The 21,357-nt window shown below is 67.0% G+C and carries 20 protein-coding genes; 12 read left to right on the forward strand and 8 right to left on the reverse strand.

The window, feature by feature from the left end; translation table 11 throughout:
* Positions 1-13 precede the first annotated feature (13 nt).
* Together metH and AB1281_RS12115 are read left to right on the forward strand one after the other, a co-directional pair.
* On the forward strand, positions 14-2,698 hold the full coding sequence (gene metH, locus AB1281_RS12110; RefSeq protein WP_430346035.1) for a methionine synthase: 2,685 nt from the start codon (positions 14-16) through the stop codon (positions 2,696-2,698).
* 85 nt (positions 2,699-2,783) lie between these two features.
* Positions 2,784-3,968 (forward strand): MFS transporter, encoded by a 1,185-nt coding sequence (locus AB1281_RS12115; RefSeq protein WP_430346036.1) that lies wholly within the window; start codon positions 2,784-2,786, stop codon positions 3,966-3,968.
* Positions 3,969-3,980: 12 nt separating this feature from the next.
* Here AB1281_RS12115 and AB1281_RS12120 read toward each other — a convergent pair whose 3' ends face one another.
* From AB1281_RS12120 to AB1281_RS12150, 7 genes are all read right to left on the reverse strand, one after another.
* A complete protein-coding gene (locus AB1281_RS12120) occupies positions 3,981-6,053 on the reverse strand; it encodes an acyltransferase family protein (RefSeq protein WP_430346037.1) in 2,073 nt (690 codons plus the stop codon).
* A 48-nt stretch (positions 6,054-6,101) separates the two neighbouring features.
* Complete coding sequence (locus tag AB1281_RS12125; protein WP_075677394.1) at positions 6,102-6,782, reverse strand: DUF2058 domain-containing protein; 681 nt, start codon at positions 6,780-6,782, stop codon at positions 6,102-6,104.
* Between the two features lie 10 nt (positions 6,783-6,792).
* On the reverse strand, positions 6,793-7,035 hold the full coding sequence (locus AB1281_RS12130) for a SlyX family protein (protein ID WP_005410256.1): 243 nt from the start codon (positions 7,033-7,035) through the stop codon (positions 6,793-6,795).
* The gene (locus AB1281_RS12135; protein ID WP_049443188.1) at positions 7,028-8,377 is read right to left on the reverse strand and encodes a UDP-glucose dehydrogenase family protein; all 1,350 of its coding nucleotides are present in this window, start codon (positions 8,375-8,377) and stop codon (positions 7,028-7,030) included. Before AB1281_RS12135 ends, AB1281_RS12130 begins: the two co-directional genes overlap by 8 nt.
* A gap of 23 nt (positions 8,378-8,400) precedes the next feature.
* Positions 8,401-9,378: an FKBP-type peptidyl-prolyl cis-trans isomerase N-terminal domain-containing protein gene (locus tag AB1281_RS12140; protein WP_014037761.1), complete on the reverse strand. Its 978-nt coding sequence runs from the start codon at positions 9,376-9,378 to the stop codon at positions 8,401-8,403.
* Between the two features lie 96 nt (positions 9,379-9,474).
* Positions 9,475-10,062, reverse strand: coding sequence for a glutathione peroxidase (locus AB1281_RS12145; protein WP_164115993.1), 588 nt, complete (start codon positions 10,060-10,062; stop codon positions 9,475-9,477).
* A 23-nt stretch (positions 10,063-10,085) separates the two neighbouring features.
* Entirely contained in the window at positions 10,086-10,334 is a 249-nt protein-coding gene (locus AB1281_RS12150) for a hypothetical protein (RefSeq protein ID WP_430346038.1), read from the reverse strand.
* A gap of 94 nt (positions 10,335-10,428) precedes the next feature.
* Here AB1281_RS12150 and AB1281_RS12155 point away from each other — a divergent pair, with 94 nt between their 5' ends.
* From AB1281_RS12155 to AB1281_RS12185, 7 genes are all read left to right on the forward strand, one after another.
* The gene (locus AB1281_RS12155; RefSeq protein ID WP_430346039.1) at positions 10,429-10,665 is read left to right on the forward strand and encodes a hypothetical protein; all 237 of its coding nucleotides are present in this window, start codon (positions 10,429-10,431) and stop codon (positions 10,663-10,665) included.
* Between the two features lie 2 nt (positions 10,666-10,667).
* Positions 10,668-11,027 carry a GntR family transcriptional regulator gene (locus AB1281_RS12160; protein WP_005410261.1) on the forward strand — a complete coding sequence of 120 codons (360 nt, stop codon included), beginning with the start codon at positions 10,668-10,670 and terminating at the stop codon, positions 11,025-11,027.
* Positions 11,027-11,902 (forward strand): ABC transporter ATP-binding protein, encoded by an 876-nt coding sequence (locus AB1281_RS12165; RefSeq protein WP_188485308.1) that lies wholly within the window; start codon positions 11,027-11,029, stop codon positions 11,900-11,902. Before AB1281_RS12160 ends, AB1281_RS12165 begins: the two co-directional genes overlap by 1 nt.
* Positions 11,899-12,927 (forward strand): ABC-2 transporter permease, encoded by a 1,029-nt coding sequence (locus AB1281_RS12170; RefSeq protein WP_014037765.1) that lies wholly within the window; start codon positions 11,899-11,901, stop codon positions 12,925-12,927. Before AB1281_RS12165 ends, AB1281_RS12170 begins: the two co-directional genes overlap by 4 nt.
* Before the next feature lie 25 nt (positions 12,928-12,952).
* Positions 12,953-13,840: a hypothetical protein gene (locus AB1281_RS12175; protein ID WP_430346040.1), complete on the forward strand. Its 888-nt coding sequence runs from the start codon at positions 12,953-12,955 to the stop codon at positions 13,838-13,840.
* A 30-nt stretch (positions 13,841-13,870) separates the two neighbouring features.
* Positions 13,871-14,476 carry a hypothetical protein gene (locus tag AB1281_RS12180; protein ID WP_014037767.1) on the forward strand — a complete coding sequence of 202 codons (606 nt, stop codon included), beginning with the start codon at positions 13,871-13,873 and terminating at the stop codon, positions 14,474-14,476.
* A 106-nt stretch (positions 14,477-14,582) separates the two neighbouring features.
* Positions 14,583-15,008 carry a hypothetical protein gene (locus AB1281_RS12185; protein WP_430346041.1) on the forward strand — a complete coding sequence of 142 codons (426 nt, stop codon included), beginning with the start codon at positions 14,583-14,585 and terminating at the stop codon, positions 15,006-15,008.
* 70 nt (positions 15,009-15,078) lie between these two features.
* Here AB1281_RS12185 and AB1281_RS12190 read toward each other — a convergent pair whose 3' ends face one another.
* Positions 15,079-16,518, reverse strand: a complete 1,440-nt coding sequence (locus AB1281_RS12190; protein ID WP_075677386.1) for a class II fumarate hydratase — start codon at positions 16,516-16,518, stop codon at positions 15,079-15,081.
* A 294-nt stretch (positions 16,519-16,812) separates the two neighbouring features.
* Here AB1281_RS12190 and purB point away from each other — a divergent pair, with 294 nt between their 5' ends.
* The 3 genes from purB to AB1281_RS12205 all read left to right on the forward strand — a co-directional run bounded on the left by purB (position 16,813) and on the right by AB1281_RS12205 (position 21,204).
* Positions 16,813-18,180, forward strand: a complete 1,368-nt coding sequence (gene purB, locus AB1281_RS12195) for an adenylosuccinate lyase (protein ID WP_430346042.1) — start codon at positions 16,813-16,815, stop codon at positions 18,178-18,180.
* A 705-nt stretch (positions 18,181-18,885) separates the two neighbouring features.
* On the forward strand, positions 18,886-20,298 hold the full coding sequence (locus AB1281_RS12200) for a JmjC domain-containing protein (protein ID WP_430346043.1): 1,413 nt from the start codon (positions 18,886-18,888) through the stop codon (positions 20,296-20,298).
* A 9-nt stretch (positions 20,299-20,307) separates the two neighbouring features.
* Positions 20,308-21,204: a GNAT family N-acetyltransferase gene (locus AB1281_RS12205; RefSeq protein ID WP_430346044.1), complete on the forward strand. Its 897-nt coding sequence runs from the start codon at positions 20,308-20,310 to the stop codon at positions 21,202-21,204.
* Positions 21,205-21,357 lie beyond the last annotated feature (153 nt).

The raw sequence follows: 21,357 nt of genomic DNA on the forward strand, positions 1-21,357 counted from the left end.
GCCGACGCCTGCCATGACGCCTGTCCGCCCTACCCGCCTGTCCGGCCTGGAACCCCTGGTCATCACTCCGGACCTGCTGTTCATCAACGTCGGAGAACGCACCAACGTCACCGGCAGTGCGCAGTTCCGCAAGCTCATCAAGGAAGGCCGCTACGAAGAGGCGGTGGACGTGGCCCGCCAGCAGGTCGCCAGCGGCGCGCAGATCCTCGACGTCAACATGGACGAGGGCCTGATCGATTCGGAAGCGGCGATGACCCGCTACCTCAACCTGATCATGTCCGAGCCGGATATCGCCCGCATCCCGGTCATGGTCGACTCCTCCAAGTGGAGCGTGATCGAAGCCGGCCTGAAGTGCCTGCAGGGCAAGAGCGTGGTCAATTCGATCTCGCTGAAGGAAGGCGAGGCGTTGTTCCGCGAGCACGCGCGCAAGGTGCTGCGCTACGGTGCCGCCGCGGTTGTGATGGCCTTCGACGAAAGCGGCCAGGCCGACACCTGTGCGCGCAAGGTCGAGATCTGCACCCGCGCCTACCGCATCCTGGTCGACGAGATCGGCTTCCCGCCCCAGGACATCATCTTCGACCCGAACATCTTCGCTGTCGCCACCGGCATCGAAGAGCACGACAACTATGCGGTGGACTTCATCGAAGCCACCCGCATCATCAAGCAGACGCTGCCGCACTGCCACGTCTCCGGCGGCGTCTCCAACGTCTCGTTCTCGTTCCGCGGCAACGAAACGGTGCGCCAGGCCATCCACTCGGTGTTCCTGTACCACGCCATTGCCGCCGGCATGGATATGGGCATCGTCAACGCCGGCGCCATGCCGATCTACGACGAACTGGAACCGGAGCTGCGCGAGCGCGTCGAGGACGTGATCCTCAACCGCCGCAGCGATGCCACCGAGCGCCTGTTGGAGATCGCCGAGCGCTACAAGGGCAGGAAGGGCGCGGCGAAGACCGAAGACCTCGCCTGGCGTGAGAAGCCGGTCGCGCAGCGCCTGGCACATGCGCTGGTACACGGCCTGGATGCCTATGTCGAGGAAGACACCGAGCTGGCCCGGCAGGCCTCCAGCCGCCCGCTGGACGTGATCGAGGGCCCGTTGATGGACGGCATGAACATCGTGGGCGACCTGTTCGGTGCCGGCAAGATGTTCCTGCCGCAGGTGGTGAAATCCGCACGCGTGATGAAGAAGGCCGTGGCCTACCTGCTGCCGTACATCGAAGCGGAGAAAGCACGCAGCGGTGATACCGCCAAGAGCAATGGCAAGATCATCATGGCCACGGTGAAGGGCGATGTGCATGACATCGGCAAGAACATCGTCGGCGTGGTCCTGGCCTGCAACAACTTCGAGGTGGTCGACCTGGGCGTGATGGTGCCGGCACAGAAGATCCTCGATGCCGCCCGCGAGCACAACGCCGACCTGATCGGCCTGTCCGGACTGATCACCCCGTCGCTGGAGGAGATGAGCCACGTCGCCCGCGAGATGGAGCGCCAGGGCTTCGACCTGCCGCTGCTGATCGGGGGTGCCACCACCTCGCGCGCGCATACCGCGCTGAAGATCGACCCGCATTACAAGGCGCCCACGGTGTGGGTGAAGGATGCCTCGCGCGCGGTCGGCGTCGCCCAGTCGCTGATCTCGCGTGACCTGCGCGAGGCCTTCGTCGCCGCCAACGAAGCCGACTATGCCGAAATCCGCGCACGCCACCGCAATCGCGGCGACGCCAAGCGCCTGGTCACGCTGGAACATGCGCGCGGGCAGAAATTCCAGGGCGGCTGGGACAGCTACACGCCACCGGCACCGGACCAGCCCGGCCTGCACGTATTCGACGACTACCCGCTGGCCGAACTGGTCGACTACATCGACTGGACGCCGTTCTTCCAGGCCTGGGAGCTGGCCGGCAAGTTCCCGGCCATCCTCACCGACGAGATCGTCGGCACCCAGGCCAGCGAACTGTACAAGGACGCCCGCACGATGCTCGAGCGCATCGTCGATGAGAAATGGCTGACCGCCAAGGCCGTGTTCGGCCTGTGGCCAGCCAACAGCATCGGCGACGACGTGCGCGTGCAGCACCCGCAGGGCGAAACCACCCTGCACTTCCTGCGCCAGCAGGTGGACAAGCCGGCCGAGCGCCCGGACTTCTGCCTGGCCGATTTCATCGCGCCCGCCGACAGTGGCAAGCAGGACTGGATCGGCGCGTTCGCCGTCACTGCCGGCATCGGCATCGACGCGCACGTGGCGCGCTTCGAAGCCGACCACGACGACTACAACGCGATCCTGCTGAAGGCACTGGCCGACCGCTTCGCCGAAGCGCTGGCCGAACGCCTGCACCAGCGCGTGCGTACCGAGTTCTGGGGCCATGAGCGCGCCGAGACGCTGGACAACGAAGCCCTGATCGACGAGCAGTACCGTGGCATCCGTCCGGCACCGGGTTATCCCGCCTGCCCGGAGCACAGCGAAAAACGCCGCCTGTTCGACCTGCTGCAGGCCGAAGCGAACGCCGGCATGGAACTGACCGAGAGCTTCGCGATGCTGCCTACGGCCGCTGTCTCGGGCTACTACTTCAGCCATCCGCAGAGCCAGTACTTCGTGGTCGGCCGCCTCAGCCGCGAACAGGTCAGCGACTACGCCCGCCGCAAGGGCGTGGACCGTGCCCAGGCCGAACGCTGGCTGGCCTCCAACCTCGACTACGACCCCGAATGACACAAAAAGGGGACGGAGGGGATTAAGTCGTTTGTGCATAAGCGACTTAATCCCCTCCGTCCCCTTTTTGCCTCATCATTCCGCGATGACCGTTCCCGTTGCCCGCCTTTCCAGCTTCTACCTGTTCTATTACGCGGCGCTCGGTGCGTTCACCCCGTACTGGAGCCTGTTCCTGACCGCGCGCGGCATGAGCGTGACCGCCATCAGCGTGATGATGGGCCTGTGGTACGCCACCCGGGTGATCGCCCCCAGCACCTGGACTTCGCTGGCGGCCGCATCACCGCGACCAATCCGCCTGCTGCGCGCGGGCTGCGTGCTGACCCTGCTCAGCTTCGCGGTATTCCTGCTGCCGCTGCCGCAGCCGTGGATGTACCCGGCGATGGTGGTGTTCTGCTTCTTCTACAACGCGGTGATGCCGCAGTTCGAGTCGATCACCCTCACCCACCTCGGCAGTGACAGCCATCGCTACGGGTTGATCCGGGTCTGGGGCTCGCTCGGCTTCATCGCCGTCGTGACCCTGTTCGGCTGGCTGATCGAAGGTGACGGCACGGCCAGCCGCGCCGGGCTGCTGCCGTGGATGATGCTGCCCCTGTTCGCGCTGCTGGTCGCCTCGGCCTTCAGCAACCACTACGCGCGCGGTATCGGCAAGACCGACGGCGACGGCAGCGGCTTCTGGCAGATCGTGCGCCGACCGCCGGTGCTGGCGTTCTTCCTGGCCGCCTTCATGGAGCAGCTGTCTTTCGGCCCGTACTACACGTTCTTCTCGGTCTACATGGACCATCACGGCTACCGCACCTCCACCCTGGGCCTGTTGTGGACCATCGGCGTGGTCTTCGAAGTGGGCGTGTTCTTCACCATCGGCCGCTTCTTCCGCCGCTATGACGCCAGCTGGATGCTGCTGATCGCGCTGGTCAGTTCCTGCCTGCGCTGGGCCGTGACCGCACTGTTCCCGGAAAACCTGCCGGTGATGCTGCTGGCGCAGACCGCGCACGCGCTGGGCTTTGCGGCGTTCTTCGCTGCAGCGATGCAGATGCTGGCGACCTACTTCCCCGGTCGCCTCAATGGGCATGGCCAGGGGCTGCTGTACGGATTCTCGTCCGGTGTCGGCGGTGTGCTCGGCGCACTCATTGCCGGCCAACTGTGGAAGATCGACGACGGTCGCACCGCGTTCCTGGCCGGCAGCGGCTTCGCCCTGATTGGCGCCCTGCTCTGTTTCTTCGCGCTGAGCCTGCCGCTGATCCGTGCGCGACGGAACAGCCGCGCGCGCTGATCCCTTCCCGGTTCAGCGCCGCAACAGCACCTGCTGCAGCGAGGGCAGCAGCACCCGATTGCCATGCGCACTGAGATGATCGCCATCGAAGAACAGCGGGCGGCCATCGCGTTGCGCGGGACACAGCGCGTCGTCGCACAGCACCGGCATCGGGTCCCACAGCACGCCGCCTGGCAGGCCATCAACCACCTGCTGCAGGCTGCCCAGCATCGGTGCCCGCAGCGTTTCCATCGCCTCCCGCGTGCTGTCCAGGCCGTTGCGGCAGACCTCGTTGCGGGCGTTGAAGCGGTCCGAGCAGCGATAGGGAGGCGCCGGCAACACCGGCTTGGGAGCCTCCAGCACGATGCGCACTCCGCGCTCGGCCAGTGGCCTCCACTGCGTGATGGCCTCGGCCACTTCGGCCTGGCGCCCTGCCGCCGCTTCCGCAGTCCGCTCACCCGCCAGCTGCGCCTGCGCATCGAACAGCACGAACTGATCGGACAGGCGCGGTACGCGCAACGACACCAGCACCACGGCATCCCCCGGCTGCGCACGCCGCGCGATGTCGGCGAACACCGCGGCATCGAAATCAGCGCAACCGGCACCGGCGCCGCGCCACTTCTGCAGGCTCACCTGCGGGCATCCGCCTCGGCCATAGAGGGAGACCTCCGAGCCGGCTTCCAGCGCCAGCCGCTGCAGCAGCTCGATGTAGGCCATCGCATGCGAATCACCGGCAACGAACACCCGCTTCGGCGCACCGACCGGCAGCGGGCGGTCGCAGTTTCCACGGGCAAAGGTCCGCGCACTGCCGCCTTCGAAACGATGCTTGGCAGCCACCAGTGCGCAATCGGGATAGTCAGCGGCCACGCTCTTGCCATTGGGGTACCAATCGGCCGGATGCCGGCTGACCGTACTCAACGACAGCCGCGGCGCCTGCAGGTAGAGCACGGTCTGGATGCCGGCGGCGCACAGCAGTACGCCCGCGCCGGCCAGTACCCAACGCCCGGGACGCAGGCGCTGCGCCAACGTGCCGCGGAACGGCTGTTCCACCCAGCGCCACGACAGCCATGACAGCAGCAGCACCAACGCCATCGCAGCGGTCATCTGCAAGGGAGTCTGCAGGCCCACGGTCCACCGCATCAGCACGAACACCGGCCAGTGCCACAGGTACAGCGAGTACGACAGCAGGCCGATGCGGCGCATCGGAGTGCTGGCCAACAGGCGCGCCACCCATGCCTGCGGATGATGATGCAGCGCCCACAGCAGGCCCGCGGTGGCGAAGGCCGGCAGCAGGCCGTCAGGCCACGGCGAACGCCCTGCACGCGCGGACCACAGCGCCCACCCCAGCAGGCCCAGCGCCACCATGGCCAGCAGGGAGAACACTGGCGCAGCGCGCTTCAGTACCTGGCCGGTTGCCGGGTGCAGCGATTCGCGCACATGCAGCAGCTGGAACAGCAGCACGCCCACTCCCAATTGCCAGAGGCGGGTGCTGGTGGCATAGAACGCCCACGATGGCGGCGCCTCGCGCAGGCCCAGCACCGCGGCGTGCAGCAGCGACGCGATGCTGACCAGTGCGAACAGTGCCAGGCTGATCCAGCGCCCGCGTGCACCACGCGCCCAGGCCAGGAACAGCAGCGGGAACAGCAGGTAGAACTGCTCTTCCACGCCCAGCGACCAGGTATGGGTGTAGGGATTGAACTCGGCCTTGGGTGCGAAGTAATCGTTGCCGATCGCCGCCAGCACCCAGTTGCTGAAGCCGAAGAACGCCATCAGCCCGGTCTTGTCACTGGCTTCGCTGAGCCAGGACTCGGGAATGAACAGCACGCTCGCCACGGCAGTCAGCAACAGGCAGGCCAGCAGTGCCGGCGCGATGCGACGGATGCGGCGCGCATAGAAGCGCAGCATCGACTGCCCCAGCGACAGCGGCGGCAACCGGTGTACCGACGCGCTTACCACGAAACCGGAGATGACGAAGAACACATCCACGCCGGTGAACCCGCCTGGCAACCAGGCCGGGTCCAGGTGGAACACGATGACGGCCAGCACGGCGATCGCGCGCAGGCCGTCAATGTGCGGCACGTAGCCGCGGCTTGGATCAGCGGTCATCCCTTCCCCCACGGCCGCGACGGCAGCGCGCCCGCGGCGGTCACGCATTTACCAGACCAGGTCGTCCGGCACCTGGTATTGCGGGTCCGCGTACGGATCTTCCTCGGCCGGCGCATTCGGATCGACCTTCAGCGCCACCGATGCGGCGAACACCGCCTCGGACTGCGCCAGCACCTCGGCGGTCACCAACAGGTAGCGGCCATTGAGCTGGACCACACCCAGCTCACCGGCGTTGAGCGCGGTCAGCTGTTCGGCGGTCACATAGATGCGCTTGATCTTGCCGCCGTACGGGAAGTGGCGGGCAATGTCCGCCGATTCGGCATTCAGGCCCTTGTCCTTCAGCAGTTCTTCCAGCTTGGCCTTGGCCTCGCGGCGCACACGCGCTTCTTCCTGCTTCAGGCGCTCGGTCTCGATGCGCTCTTCCTTTTCCTTCTGCGCGCGGATGGCGTATGCCTTGGCCAGGTCCATCTCTTCGGCGCTGCGCGGCTTGCGCGGGCCCTGCTGGCCCGGGCCACGCGACTGGCCGGGCTTGCCCGGGCCGCCATGGCCATGCCCACGACGCTCGCCGGGCTTGTGCTCGCCCTTGCCAGCGCCCTGCGGCTTTCCATTGCCGTTGCCACCCTTGCCCTGCGGGCGGCCATCACGGCGGGGGCCATCATTCTTGCGCTCGGGCTTGGGCGCAGGCTTGAAGCCCAGGCCCATCAGCTGGTCGCGGAGGGTATCGCTCATAGGATTCGGATCAGTAGTGCGGCGGCGGCGGTTCGCTCGCCGGATCGGAAGAATTCAGCGCGTTGCGGACCTTGCCCAGGTCTTCCAGCAGCACGCGCAGCACGTCGGCGTTGCGCATGCCCTGCATGCGGGCATCGGCCAGCGCATCGCTCAGTTCGGCCAGCGCCTGTTCCTGGAAGGACACGCGCATTTCCAGTTCGACCAGGCGCGCTTCCAGCGCCTGCTCGCGTTCGGTTGGCAGCAGATCAGACATGCAGCGAGCGCCCCCGGCCAATGCCGTAGTACGCCAGGCCTGCCGCTTCCACGTCCGCCGGCTCGTACAGATTGCGGCCGTCGAACACCACCGCGTCCTTCAACTGCTCGCGCAGCTTCTGGAAATCGGGGCTGCGGAACTGCTTCCACTCGGTCACCACGACCAAGGCATCCGCGCCCTGCAGCGCCTCGTTGGCATTGCTGCAGAACACCAGGTCGTCGCGCTCGCCGAAGATGCGCTGCGACTCGTGCATCGCTTCCGGATCGTACGCACGCACCGTCGCACCGCCTTCCCACAGCTGCGCCAGCAGGCGACGGCTGGAGGCTTCGCGCATGTCGTCGGTGTTCGGCTTGAATGCCAGGCCCCACACGGCAAACGTCTTGCCACGCACGCCTTCGTCCTCGCCCTTGTCGTAATGGCGCTGGATCAGGGCGAACAGATGGCCCTTCTGCGCATCGTTGACCGCTTCCACCGCGTTCAGCAGTTTCGGCTCCAGGCCGGCCTGCTGCGCGGTGCGGGCCAGCGCCTGCACATCCTTGGGGAAGCACGAGCCGCCGTAGCCAGCGCCCGGATAGATGAAATGCCAGCCGATGCGCGGATCCGAGCCGATGCCCTGGCGGACCTGCTCGACATCGGCGCCAACACGTTCGGCGATGTTGGCGATTTCATTCATGAACGAAATCTTGGTCGCCAGCATCGCGTTGGCGGCGTACTTGGTCAGCTCGGCCGAACGCACGTCCATTTCCACCACGCGGTCGTGGTTGCGGTTGAACGGTGCATACAGGCGCCGCATCACCGCCACCGACTCGGCGCTGGTCGCACCGATGATGATGCGATCCGGGCGCATGCAGTCGGCAACGGCGTCGCCTTCCTTCAGGAATTCCGGGTTGGAGACCACGTCGAAGGCGATGTCGGCGCCACGTGCCGCCAGCTCCGCGGCAATGGCGGCACGTACCTTGTCGGCGGTGCCCACCGGCACCGTCGACTTGTTGACCACCACGGTCGGCACGCTCATGTGCCGGCCGATGGTGCGGGCTACGGCCAGCACGTACTGCAGATCGGCGCTGCCATCCTCGTCCGGCGGCGTGCCGACGGCGATGAACACGACCTGGCCGTGGCCGATCGCGGCCGCGGCATCGGTGGTGAACGCCAGCCGCGACGCGGCGTGGTTGGCCTTCACCATCGGCTCCAGGCCCGGCTCATAGATCGGGATGATGCCCTGGTTGAGGCCATCGACCTTGGCCTGGTCGATATCGACGCAGACCACCTGGTGGCCGACGTCGGCCAGGCAGGTACCGGTCACCAGCCCTACATAACCGGTACCGAAAATCGCAACGCGCATGTCCGTGCAGGCTCCGTGGTCGCTTACGGCAGGACGCCCAGCAGCTCGACGTCGAACGTCAGAGTCGCGTTCGGGCCGATCGGGCCACCCGGGGTACCGTTCTCACCGTAGGCGAGCTCGCCCGGGATCCAGAAGCGGTACTTCGAACCGACCGGCATCAGCGCGACGCCTTCGGTCCAGCCCTTGATCACCTGGTCCAGGCCGAACTCGGCCGGCTGGCGACCGTAGGAGCTGTCGAACACGGTGCCGTTGAGCAGCTTGCCTTCGTAGTTCACGCGCACCTTGCTGCTCGGCAGCGGACGCTCGCCGCTACCCGGGCGGATGATCTGGTACTGCAGGCCCGACGGGGTGGTCACCACGCCCGGCTGGGTCTTGTTCTTGGCCAGGAACGCGTTGCCTTCCTCGCGGTTGGTCTGCGCGGCGGCAGCGGCCTTGGCCTGCATTTCGGCCTGCTTGCTGCCCATGAAGGCCTGGATGGTGGCGGTCGCGTCAGCTTCCGTCATCTTCGGCTGACCCTTGCTCAGGCCGGTGCTGATCGCGTCAAACAGCGAGGCGACGTCGATGTCGTCCTTCAGCTGTGCCAGCGACGGGCCGACCGAATAGGAACCGATCATCTGCGACACTTTGACGCGATCGACCTTCGGCGGCTGCGAACCCGGCGCCATGCCCGGCACCTGCTGGCCACTGCGGGCCATCACGACCTGGCGCAGCGCGGCATCGGTGGCCTTGGCCTGTTCCTGGGTGATCTGCGGCTGCAGGCCTTCGAACGAACGCTCCACGGCGGTGCGCAGCGCGGCCACATCGATCTCATCGGCGATCGGGGTGAACGACTTGGCGACATCCAGGCCGATGGCGTAGCCGAGCTTCTGCTTGGGGGAATTCAAGGTTGCGGTCTCCTTGGCGGCCGCGGGGGCAGCCGGTTGTTGCGACAGAGCGACACCCGAAGTGCCCATCGCCAGAATCAGAACCGACGCCGCGGCGCCGCGCATTCCCATCTTCATTCGCTGCATTCCTGGAAGTGTCTGGGCGCCGACGTCGGCGCGAAAAGAAACATTGTCGCACGCATGCCCGAGATGTCGAGGCATCCGTGCCGGATATCAATGCGTAGCGGCGGCGGCCAGCGCCTTGTCGATCGCCGCGGTCAGCTGTGGATCGTCCGGCGTCACCTTGCTGGCGAACTGGGCGATGACCTTGCCATCGCGGCCGACCAGATACTTGTGGAAGTTCCAGCCCGGCGCCACGCCGGTGGCTGCGGTCAGCCGCTGGTACAGCGGCGTGGCCTCCGCACCGACGACGTGCACCTTCTCGAACATCGGGAACTTGACGCCATAGGTAAGCGTGCAGAAATCCTGGATCTGCTTCTCGTCACCCGGTTCCTGGCCCTTGAAATCGTTGGACGGGAAACCGAGCACGGCAAAGCCGCGGCCGGCATAACGCTTCTGCAGCGCCTCCAGGCCTTCGTACTGGGGGGTATAGCCGCACTTGCTTGCGGTATTGACCACCAGCAGCACCTGCCCGTGGTAGCGCTGCTGCAGGTTGACCTGCTGCTTGCTGGCCAGCGGGCGGTAGTCCAGGTCCAGCAGATCGGCCGCCAGCACATGGGCGGAACCGGCCAGGCCGGCCACCAGCAGGGTCAGCAGGGACAGGCCGCGCAGGCGGCGCGGGATAACGGTCGGCAGGGGCATCGAGAGCAGTCCGCAGTAGCCATTCACAGGGCCGGCCGGTAGCGGCCGGGAATCGGCTGAACTATAGCACCGGGCTTCGTTCCCCCTTGTTGCGGCGGGCGCCGGCGGCTTTGCGTGGCGTGGCCTTTCCCGGCAGGACCCACCAGCAACGGCGCAGGGATGACATAGCATGGACAACGCTGAATGGAAGGCAGGGCTTGATCGGCCTGCACGACAATTTTATTTCCCTTTTCAATCAAACAGATAAAGGGATATTTCAGCGATTTGACCACCCATGCCATCAGTTGGGGACGGCAGGGGGTTGCACGTAGGCGTGCCGGTGTTATAGTTGCATACAACACCAGTCACCTGAGACAGGGGGAAGCCATGAACGCCCGGATCCGTCGCAACCTCACCGCACCCGCGGCCGCTGCTGTTTCGACCCTGATCGTGCTGGCCTGGCTGGCCATCCCAACCGCCCCCGCCTCCGCCGACAGTGCGCAGGACGCATCCGTTTCACCGGCCGGTAACGCCGATCCCTCCCCCCCTCCCCCGCGTCGGCTGCACAGCTCCCTGTCCATGCCGTATTTCTCGTTCGCACAGCCGCTGACCCCACGGAGCTGAATATGAGCGACATCCAGTGGAGCGACGGCGCTCCCATCTACCGTCAGTTGAAGGAGCGCGTGATCGCCATGATGCTCGACGGAATCCTCAAGCCGGGCGATGCCCTGCCTTCGGTGCGCCAGGTGGCCGCCGACTACCAGCTCAACCCCATCACCGTTTCGCGCGCTTACCAGGAACTGGCCGATGAAGGCCTGGTCGAGAAGCGCCGCGGCCTGGGCATGTTCATGACCGAGCAGGCGGCCACGCAGCTTCGCAGCAGCGAGCGCGAGCGCTTTCTCAACGAAGAATGGCCGGCGGTGCTGGAGCGCATCCAGCGCCTGGGCCTGAGCCTCGACGAATTGCTGCCCCAGGGGAAAGTCTGATGAATAGCACTGCAAGTGAACCGGTCATCACCGCCCGAGGCCTGCGCAAGGCCTACAAGACCACCGTCGCGCTCGACAATGCCAGCTTCAGCATTCCGAGCGGGCGCATCGTCGGCCTGATCGGGCCCAACGGCGCCGGCAAGACCACCGCGCTGAAGGCCATCCTCGGCCTGACTTCGGTGGAAGGTGAGCTGAGCGTGCTCGGCCGCGACCCGCGGCTGCACCGCGACGAGCTGATGAACGACATCTGCTTCATTGCCGACGTCGCCGTGCTGCCGCGCTGGCTGAAGGTCCGCGAGGCGATCGATTTCGTGGCCGGCGTGCACCCGCGCTTCGACCGTGCCCGCTGCGAGCGCTTCCTGGCCAACACCAAGCTGCAGCCGAAGCAGCGCGTGCGCGAACTGTCCAAGGGCATGATCGTGCAGCTGCACCTGGCATTGGTGATGGCCATCGATGCCCGCATCCTGGTGCTGGACGAACCCACCCTGGGCCTGGACATCCTGTACCGCAAGGAGTTCTACCAGCGCCTGCTGGAAGACTATTTCGACGAACAGAAGACCATCATCGTCACCACCCACCAGGTGGAGGAGATCGAGCACATCCTCAGCGACGTCATGTTCATCCGTGATGGCCGCATCGTGCTCGATGCGGACATGGACGATGTCGGCCAGCGCTACACCGAACTGCTGGTCAACGCCGACCAGCTGGAGACCGCGCGGGCGCTGAAGCCGATCGATGAGCGCAGCCTGACGTTCGGCAAGACCGTGATGCTGTTCGATGGCGTGCCGCGCACCCAGCTCTCCACCCTTGGCGAGACCCGCAGCCCGGGCCTGGCCGACCTGTTCGTCGCCATCATGAAGGGGACCTACGCATGAATGCCGTCAACCACCCCGTCAGCCCGATGGGCACCCTGCGCTGGCTGCTCAAGCGCGAGTACTGGGAGAACCGTGGCGGTTTCCTGTATGCGCCGCTGATCGCCGGCCTGATCTCGCTGGTGATGAGCACCGTCGGCATCGCCTTCGGCCTGTTTGCGCTGAACCGTGCAGCGCGCAACGGTGCACTGCATGTCGACGGCGAGAGCGTGAACATCAACGGCCTGGACCTGGCCCTGCTGACCCGCGACATCAGCGCCAAGGACCTGACCGACCTCGGCAACGGCCTCGACCTGACCCTGGTGCTGAGCTCGGCCTGGCCGTTCCTGGTGTTGGCCTTCGTGGTGTTCTTCTACTGCCTGGGCGCCCTGTACGACGACCGTCGCGACCGCAGCATCCTGTTCTGGAAGTCGCTGCCGCTGTCGGACACCCAGACCGTGCTGTCCAAGGTGATCAGCGCACTGGTCGTGGCCCCGCTGATCGCGGTGATCGCCGGCATCATCACCATGTTCGGCTTCATGCTGGTGATCAGCATCGTCGCGCTGATGCACGGTGGCAGCCCGATGACCCTGATCTGGGGCCCGGCCAGCCCGCTGACCCTGGCCGCGGGTCACCTGGCCTGGATCCCGGTCTACGCCCTGTGGGCCCTGCCCACCGCCGGCTGGCTGCTGCTGTGCTCGGCCTGGGCCCGTACCAAGCCGTTCCTGTGGGCAGTGATGCTGCCGCTGTTCGCCGGCGTCATTGTCAGCACCACCAAGGTGATGCCGCTGATCGGCCTGACCACCGGCTGGTTCTGGCAGAACATCGTCGGCCGCCTGCTGCTGGGCGGCGTGCCGGGCACTGACCTGGTGTATCGCCTCAGCGCCGAGGAAGGCACGCGTCGCGATCTCGAATCGGTGGTCAGCCTGATGTCGCCGGCCTCGCAGCTGAAGTCACTGGCGATGCCGGAACTGTGGATCGGTGCCGCCGTCGGTGTCGTGTTCATCGTCCTCGCCATCCGCCTGCGCAAGCGCGCCGGCGAGATCTGATTCCATCCACCCGGAGGCACCACCCATGCGTTCCCTGCTCGCCTGTTCTGCGTTGTTGCTGTTGCCGCTGTCGGCGCTGGCCGCCGATGCTCCGAACTGCAAGTTCACCGCCGCCCGCACGCTGAAGCTGGATGTGGCCGGCGCCAAGGCGGTGGTGCTGGAGGTGAACCAGCATGACCTGAAGGTCGTCGCCAGCAAGGGCGGTGGCCAGCTCGATGGCCGCGCCTGTGCCTCCAGCCAGGAATGGCTGGACCAGCTGGTACTGGACCAGCGCAGGGAAGGCGACAAGCTGGTCGTCAGCCTGCGCCGCGACGGCCGCCACAGCGGCATCAGCCTGGGCAACAGCTATGCCTGGCTGGACATCCGTGGCAGCGTGCCGGACAACCTGCCACTGCAGCTCAAGGTCGGCTCCGGCGATGCCAGCGTGGACAACGCCCAGTCGCTGAGCGTGGACGTCGGCTCGGGCGACGCGATCGTTCGCGGCACCCGCGGCAGCATCCACGCAGCGGTGGGTTCGGGTGACCTCGACATCGATGGCGGCGGCTCGCTGAACCTGCTGTCGCTCGGCTCCGGCGACGTCAAGGCGCGCAACATCGGCGGCGATGCGGTCACCGGCACTGTCGGTTCGGGTGACCTGAAAATCAGCGATGTCCGCGGCAACGCACGACTGGACACCGTCGGTTCCGGCGACATCGGGTTCAAGCGCGTGCAGGGCAACGTCGACGTCGGCGTGGTCGGCTCCGGTGATGTCGATCTGTCCGACATCGGCGGCAACGTGCATGTGCGCAGCCATGGTTCGGGCGACATCCAGGTCGACGGCGTGCGCGGCAGCCTGACCGTCGACCACAGCGGCAGCGGCGATATCGGCCACCGCAACGTCAGCGGCACGGTCACCCTGCCCCGCAACAAGTAACCGCCACCGGACCGATTCGAGGGAACTGCCATGAACCTGCTGCGCCTGCTGCCTGCCACCCTGCTGTGCCTGCCGCTGATCGCCTGCGGCGGCACTTCTTCCACGCCCGACAAGACCGTCGGCAAGAGCGTCGCCGAGGCCACCAGCGGCGTCGGCCAGACCGTCAAGGAGGCCATGGTCGATGCCCGCAAGGACATCACCCAGGGCAACATCAATATCTCTGCCGACAAGCAACCGCGTGCGGAGATCACGCCGGATGGCCACCTGCTGATCGACGGCAAGGACGTACCGGCCAACGAGGCCCAGCGCCGGCGGTTGCTGGAGTACCGCGGCCACGTCGTCGCCATTGCGATGGACGGCATGGATGTCGGCCTGGCCGGCGCCAAGCTCGGCGCCAACGCTGCCGGAGAGGCACTGAAGGGCATCTTCAGCGGCGACAGCGAAGGCATCGAAAAGCGGATCAACGCCGAGGCCGAGAAGATCGAGGCCCAGGCCAAGCGCATCTGCAACCGCATGCCGGCGATGCTGGCCAGCCAGCAGGCACTGGCGCGCGAGCTGCCGGCGTTCAAGCCTTACGCAACGATGGACCAGAGTGACGTCGACGACTGCGGCAAGGACACCGTGGTCCAGCGCTAGGCCTGTGACAGATCAGCGCACCCGGCCGGCAGCGGCGCCCTGCTGCCGGCCGCAGTGCGCCGACCGGCTTACAATGGCGGCCCCGGACGCCCCCGAACCGAATGCCATGAAGAAGTTGTTCCTGCTGCTGGCCGCCCTGCTCTGCCTGGGCCTGGTCGGCTGTGACAAGGATTACCGCAACCACCGCGCGGAGCGCGGCAAGCCCAAGATTTCCGTCAGCGAAGGCATGGTCACCGTGCGTCGCCCGCCGGCGCCGAACATCATCATCCTCGGCGATGGCTCGATGAAGGTGGACGAGATCCAGATCCCGCTGGACGAGGCACAGAAGCAGATGCTGCAGACCATGTTCGGCAAGCTGCAGGTGCTGCGCCAGAACACCCTGGTCGCCGCCCCGGCCGATCCCAACATGCAGCCGGTGAAGATCCAGCCGCCGGAGGGCATGGAAGTGATCCCGGCCGACCTGATCCAGCGCATCCCGGAATTCAAGGATTACACCGTCACCTTCGGCAACATCGTCGCCGACCGTCGCTGAAGAAAAACGCCGCCCAAGGGCGGCGTGCCTGCATGTGGTGGGTGCGGACCTTGGTCCGCACGCCGTTCGATCAACCGCCGGCGCCACCGCCCCCCGCCTGGATGCCACCGGCAGTCAGCGCGGCCGGGTCCAGCAGGCGGCGCAGCTCGGCTTCGTCCAGGCCACTGTCCTCCAGCGCGACATCCAGCACCGGACGCTGTTCCTTGTAGGCGCGCTTGGCGATGGCCGCGGCCTTCTCATAGCCAATGATCGGGTTCAGTGCCGTGACCAGGATCGGGTTGCGCGCCAGCGCTTCGGCCACGCGGTCCTCGCGCACCTTCAGCCCGGCAATCGCGCTATCGGCCAGCAGGCGGGACACATTGGCCAGCAGGCCGATGCCATCGAGCAGGTTCACCGCGATCAGCGGCAGGGTGACATTGAGCTGGAAGTTGCCGGTCTGCCCGGCCACGGTGATCGCGGTGTGGTGGCCGATCACCTGCGCGCAGGCCATCACCGTCGCCTCCGGAATCACCGGGTTGACCTTGCCCGGCATGATCGAGCTGCCCGGCTGCAGCGCCGGCAGTTCGATCTCGCCCAGCCCGGCCAGCGGACCAGCGTTCATCCAGCGCAGATCATTGGCGATCTTGATCAGCGCCACGGCCAGTGCATTGAGCTGGCCCGACAGTTCCACGGCATCATCCTGCGCGGCCAGGCCTTCGAACTTGTTCTCGGCGCTGTCGAACTTGAAACCGGTCTGCTGCTTCAGCGCCTTGGCCACCTGCGCGCCGAAGCGCGGGTCGGCATTGATGCCGGTACCGATGGCGGTGCCACCCAGCGGCAGCCGGCGCACACGCTTGAGGCTGTCTTCGATGCGTTCCTGTGCCGAGGCCAGCTGTGCCGACCACGCGCCGAACTCCTGCTCGAAGGTCAGCGGCATCGCATCCATCAGGTGCGTGCGGCCGGTCTTGACCACCTTGCGCAGGCTGCGGCCCTTCTTGTCCAGGGTCTTGCGCAGGTGCACCAGCGCCGGCAGCAGCTGCTCATGCGCCGCCAGTACCGCCGATACGCGCAACGCGGTCGGGATCACGTCATTGGAGCTCTGCCCCTGGTTGACGTGGTCATTGGGGTGCACCGCGGTCTTGCCGGCCTTGCCAGCACGATTGGCCAGGGTGGCGATGACCTCGTTGGCATTCATGTTCGAGGAGGTGCCCGAACCGGTCTGGTAGACGTCGATCGGGAACTGCGCGTCCCAGTTGCCGGCTGCCACTTCAGCGGCAGCGGTCTGGATGGCCTTGGCCACGGTCTTGGGCAGATGGCCCAGCTCGGCGTTGACGCCGGCGGCAGCGCCCTTGACCAGGCCCAGTGCACGGATGAAACCACGCGGCATGCGCTGGCCCGACACCGGGAAATTCTGCACGGCACGCTGGGTCTGCGCGCCCCACAGGGCGTCGGCAGGCACCTGCAGCTCGCCCATGCTGTCATGTTCGATCCGGAATCCCGGGGTGGCACCCTTGCTTGCAGCTTTGCTCATTGCATCTACTCCGCACTACTTCAGTTGGGGAAAGGGAAGCGGCGGCTGGCAGGGTGTCGCTTCCCGGGCTGGCGGCTGTGCCAACGATACTCCCTTGCCGGTAGCGTGGGATGACGAGGACGGGCCAGATCGTTCCGTCTGCACGGCCGTCCTGCACGCGCAAGGGGTAGTGCCGGCTGCTGGCCGGCACTCCATGGAATCGTGGGCCGGGCGTGGTAGCCGGCCAGCGGCCGGCACTACCTCACCGGCACGTCGTAGAATATCGGCCCCGCCGCTCGTCCCAGCCCTGCCGACATGTCCGATTCCGCCCTGCTCGCCCTGTCCCCGCTCGATGGCCGCTATGCCGGCAAGGTCGACGCCCTGCGCCCGATCTTCTCCGAGTACGGCCTGATCAAGGCCCGCATCACGGTCGAGGTGGAATGGCTGCTGGCCCTGGCCGCCGAACCGGGCATCGTCGAGCTGGCGCCGTTCTCCGGCGCGGCCATCGCCCGCCTGCGCGCGCTGGCCGCCCGCTTCAGCCCGGCCCAGGCCGCACGCGTGAAGGAGATCGAGCGCACCACCAACCATGACGTCAAGGCGGTGGAGTACTTCATCAAGGAACAGCTGAAGGACGACGCCGAGCTGGCCCCGGCGCTGGAATTCGTGCATTTCGCCTGCACCAGCGAAGACATCAACAACCTCAGCTACGGCCTGATGCTGGAACAGGCGCGCCGCGAAGTGCTGCTGCCGACCCTGGACGGCATCGCCAGCGCCCTGCGCAGCCTGGCCCACGCCCAGGCCGGCCAGCCGATGTTGTCGCGTACCCACGGCCAGACCGCCTCGCCGACCACCCTGGGCAAGGAACTGGCCAACGTGGTCGCCCGCCTGGAGCGCCAGCGCAGGCAGATCGCCGCCGTCGAACTGACCGGCAAGATCAACGGCGCGGTCGGCAACTACAACGCCCACATCGCCAGCTACCCGGACGTGGACTGGCCGGCCTTCGCCGAGCGCTTCGTGACCGGCCTGGGCCTGGTGTTCAACCCGTACACCACGCAGATCGAGCCGCACGACAACATCGCCGAGATCGGCGACGCTGCACGCCGCGCCAACATCATCCTGATCGACCTGGCCCGTGACATCTGGGGCTACGTCTCGCTGGGCTACTTCAAGCAGCGCCTGAAGGAAGGCGAAGTCGGCTCGTCGACGATGCCGCACAAGGTCAACCCGATCGATTTCGAGAATGCGGAAGGCAACTTCGGCATCGCCAACGCGCTGTTCGAGCACTTCAGCGCGAAGCTGCCGATCAGCCGCTGGCAGCGTGACCTGACCGATTCCACCGTGCTGCGTGCGCTGGGTACCGCGTTCGGCCACAGCCAGGTGGCACTGGATTCGCTGGCCAAGGGCCTGGGCAAGCTGGAAGTGAACCCGCAGCGCCTGGACGCCGATCTGGACGCGGCCTGGGAAGTGCTGGCCGAGGCCGTGCAGACGGTGATGCGCCGCCACGGCCTGCCGAACCCGTACGAGCAGCTGAAGGCGCTGACCCGCGGCCAGGGCATCACCGCCGAGTCGATGCGTGCGTTCGTGCAGGGGCTGGAGCTGCCGGCGGATGCGAAGCAGCGCCTGCTGGAGATGACCCCGGGCAGCTACACCGGCCTGGCCGAGTCGCTGGCGAAGAAGATTTAAGGGTTTCCTTTGCGGCGGCGGTCGCGGGCGCCGCCTGCGGCAGGCTTTACTGCAACGGCAACGGCAACGGCAACAGCAACTGCAACGTCAAAGGCGGCTCTGGGTTATGCCGTGCTTGGCGGGGCGGGTTGGGTTCGCGGGGGACGCCGTGAACCCGTCCTTGGGGGCTTGGCCGCGGCATCCATGCCGCGGACACCCCCGCGAACCCAACCCGTCCCACCTCTGACAGATTCCCGGTGACGGATCGAAGAGCATTGGGTTGTCGGGACGGAATTTGAAAGAGGGACGCGGCTTCGCCGCGTCCCTCTTTTGTTTGTCCGATGGGGTCAGGAGCATGAGCAAGCGCAGCGCGCGATCCGCTTTTGCCTTGCTTTTCTTCTTCCATTCCGTGGCGGCCCCCGCAGGAAACTGTCAGGGGCCGGGCGGGTGGGTCATGCAGGGGCGTTGGCGCCATGGATGGCGCCATCGAGCTTACAGGGACGTACTTGCAGCGTCCCCTGCATGGCCCACCCGCCCGGCCCAGCTCATGAAGACGGTCGACTAACAGTCGACCCTACCAAGATGTCGCCACGAGGGGCTCCGCCGTTGGCCGGACATCCCGCGACAAACCCGCGCACGTGCGCAATCCCCACGAACGGCGGACAATGGAGATCTCAGGCGGCCCGCCGTGCCGCCCCTCCCGCTTTCCGCTGCAAGGATTCCCCCATGGCCGCCCGCAAGTCCTCCGCCCCCCTGATCGAAGTCACCGCCCGCCCCGGCCAGCCGCTGGGCATGGCGCCGGCCACCTTCCTGCGCGACTTCTGGCAGAAGCGCCCGCTGCTGATCCGCAATGCCTTCCCGGACTTCCAGACCCCGGTGCAGCCGGAAGACCTGGCCGGACTGGCCTGCGAAGAAGGCGTGCTGGCACGCCTGATCGAGCACGACAAGACCCAGGACGGCTGGCGCGTGCGTACCGGCCCGTTCCAGGAAGACGTGTTCCCCGCCCTGCCCGACCACGACTGGACCCTGCTGGTGCAGGACGTGGACAAGTGGGACCCGGACGTGCGCGCCCTGATCGAGCACTTCAGCTTCCTGCCGCGCTGGCGCATGGATGACGTGATGATCAGCTTCGCCGCCACCGGCGGCTCGGTCGGCGCCCACGTCGACCAGTACGACGTGTTCCTGCTGCAGGCCCATGGCCACCGCCGCTGGCAGATCGACGCCAGCGAATCGATCAAGGGCAAGCAGCCGCCGCTGGGCTTCCGCCCGGACGTGGAGCTGAAGCTGCTGAAGGTGTTCAAACCCACCCACGACTGGGTCCTGGCGCCGGGCGACATGCTGTACCTGCCGCCGAACGTGCCGCACCACGGCGTCGCCGAAGACCCGTGCCTGACCTTCTCGTTCGGCATGCGCGCACCGGCGTCGGCCGAGCTGATCAGCGACTACCTGGACACCCTGATCGCCGATGCCGACGAGAACATCCGCTACCAGGATGCCGACCTGAAGGTGCCGGCCGACCCGAACGAAATCGACACGGTGGCGATGGCACGGGTGATCACCGCCCTCAACGCCATCCGCATGAATGACCCGGACAAGCTGGGCGACTGGTTCGGCCGCTTCATCACCACCTACCGCGCCGCCGGCGAAGTGATGGCCCACCAGGCCGCACCGGCCGCGGAGGAAGTGGTCGAAGCGCTGGCCTCGGGCCTGCTGCTGCAGCGCCACCCGTGGGCCCGCCTGGCCTGGCGCCGGGCCAAGCGTGGCGCCAGCCTTTACGTCAGCGGCCAGGACTTCGCGCTGCCGGTGAAGGACGCGCAGCGCCTGGCCGGTGCCGAGCAACTCGACGCCGCCGCCTATCGCGGCCTGTCCGACAAGGGCCGTGCCGTGGTCCAGCAACTGCTGGTCGGTGGTGTGTTCCAGCTGATCGACCCGAATGAGGTATACGAGGCCGAAGACGAGGAAGACGGCGAGGATGCCGTGGTGCTCGGCGAGGTCGTCGAAGGCCGCGACCGCGTGGATGCGATCGACGCTGAAGCGGTGTCCGACGATGTCCACTCCGTGACCGTGCACGACGACGGTATCGAGGTCATCGTCAACTTCGAGGACGACGAAGAAGACGACAGCGCCGGCCGGGCCTGAGCCACCGCCATGATCCGGGTCCAGCAGGTCAGCCACGCCGATGCCCACGCCGCCATCCACGAGGTGCGCCAACGCGTGTTCGTGCAGGAGCAGGGCATCGCCGCCGAGCTGGAACGCGATGCACTGGACCCGGTCAGCGCCCATGTGCTGGCGCTGGACAGTGACGACCAGCCGGTCGGCACCGGCCGGCTGGCCCCGGACGGCCGCATCGGCCGCATGGCCGTGCTGGCCAGCCATCGCAGCAACGGGGTCGGCGAGGCCCTGCTGGCGGCACTGGTCGAAGCCGGGCGCCGGCTCGGCCTGGCCGAGCTGCACCTGCATGCCCAGCTGCCCGCCCGCGACTTCTATGCACGCCAGGGCTTCCTGCCCGAGGGCGAGGTGTTCGAGGAAGCCGGCATCGGGCACCAGCAGATGCGCCGCCGGCTGGGCGCGGCCAGCGCCATCGACAGCCGCGCCGAGGCGGTGGCGATCACCACGGCCATCATCCACCGCGCCCGTCGTCAGCTGTGGCTGCACAGCCGCCAGCTGGACCCGGGCCTGCTCGACGCGCCCCCGGTACAGGCCGCCCTGCGCCGCTTCGTCACCGCCCGCCACGACAAGCAGCTGCGGGTGATCGTGCACGACGCCGCCGCGATCGCCGCTGCCGGCGCGCCGCTGCTGGCGCTGGCCCAGCGCCTGCCAAGCGTGATCCAGTTCCGCGAGGTCAGCGATCCGGTCGACCGCGCGCTGGCCTCGGCCTGCCTGCTCAACGATGCGGGCGACTTCTACTTTCGTCTGATCGGCCATCGCCTCGACGGCGAGGCCGGCATCGCGCTGCCAGCACGTTCGCAGCCGTTCGAGCAGCAATTGCAGCGTGTCTGGGACCGTTCGCGCGATTGCAGCGAACTGCGTGCGCTCGGCATCTGAGTCGGCACGGCTGACCCAACCTGTCTGGAACCGGCACCGGCGGACGCGGGATGCCTGTGGTGGTGCCCCTTCGTGTCCGGTTGGGGGTACAATTTGGCTGTTTGAACGCGCCCGCGCAGGGCTATTCATCTTCCTGCCGGGTCCTTCTGAAGC

The organism is Stenotrophomonas sp. NRRL B-14846, assembly GCF_050473585.1.
Taxonomy (GTDB): Bacteria; Pseudomonadota; Gammaproteobacteria; order Xanthomonadales; family Xanthomonadaceae; genus Stenotrophomonas.